This window comes from Methyloversatilis sp. (genome assembly GCF_030696805.1).
In the GTDB taxonomy this organism is placed as follows: domain Bacteria; phylum Pseudomonadota; class Gammaproteobacteria; order Burkholderiales; family Rhodocyclaceae; genus Methyloversatilis.
This window is the reverse complement of record NZ_JAUYRO010000020.1, coordinates 1-1,163: the sequence shown is the minus strand read 5'-3', so window position 1 is coordinate 1,163 and position 1,163 is coordinate 1. Positions and strand designations below refer to the sequence as shown.

Annotated in this window: 1 protein-coding gene; it reads right to left on the bottom strand. The window is 66.8% G+C overall.

Annotation, left to right across the window (positions count from 1 at the left end; genetic code table 11):
* Positions 1–1,163 (bottom strand): RHS repeat-associated core domain-containing protein (locus Q8R75_RS02730; RefSeq protein ID WP_305663502.1); only part of this gene is annotated, 1,163 nt, incomplete at both ends.

The window sequence follows — 1,163 nt, the reverse complement described above, 5'->3', positions numbered from 1 at the left end:
CCGCATTATCCACCCTCCCCACAACCTTCGCCGTCGTGGCGCCCCAGCCGATAAAGGGAATCATGGCCGCGCCCGACAGGGCTGCGTTCGTGTTGTCGCCCCGTCCAAGGTAGATCAGCGCGTTGGCACCGTCGGCAAGCTCACCGAACCCCGGCACCAACCCTGCCACGTCGAGCACCGTCTGCGTACCATCGAGTATCCGCGTGCCGTTCTGCGATATGTAGCTCGAAGCCGAATTCCACGCCAACGCCGCCATCAACCCATCCGGATCATTGAACAGCACCGGATTCCCGTCCGCGTAGGCATACGGGTTGATCCCGGCCGACAGACCCAACGGGTCGCGGCTCACGAACCGGCCGATGTCGGGGTGGTAGTAGCGCGCCCGGTAGTGGATCAGCCCGGTGGCACCAGGCTCGCGTCCCGTGTATCCCCAGGTCGGCACCGAGCCGGCCGCCTGTTCCAGTTGGCCCCAGGCATCGAAGCGCTGGGCGGCTGTCGTTTGCCCGGACGTGTTCCACGCCTGAAGCTCGGTCAGCCAGACCAGGCCACTCGCGTGGGTCGCACTCGTGAACCTCACCCGCACTTCGCTGGCAACAACCGGATTGAAGCTCTTGACCGCCCGAACGCTCGCCCCGTCAGACCATGGCGCGAAGTCTGTGCCACTTCCGGCGGCGGCCTGCACCCATGCGCCTGCGCCATTGCGCGTCTCGATCACATAGGCGGCCGGCCGATAGTTGGTCACCGCCATCAGTTCCACCCGCTCCACCGCACGGGCAGCTGGCAGCGCAAGGGTCACGGCAGCGGATTGGGCCACAACCCCCACCCAGCCTTCGTTATCCGACACGACAGTCACGCCGTTGGCCAGGTCACCCACCGGGTAGGTCGCCGTCGAGTAGTTGCCCGTACCCGTCAGCGCGGCCCCGCTCTCCCGCGCCTGATTCGCCACGTCCTGCGTCTGCGCCATCGCAACGATGGAACCCACACCGTCCTGAACGTAGTACGCCACCTGCGCCTGCGGCGACTCCGCATCTCCGGTCAGGCGCATCAGCGGCTCGTCCATGCCCGCGCCGTGTGCGTAAAGCGCAATCGGCTCGGCCGACGCGCCGCCATACTCGGCCAGAATGTCCGGGCCGTCGTACTGATAGCGCGTGGTGCTGGCGCCT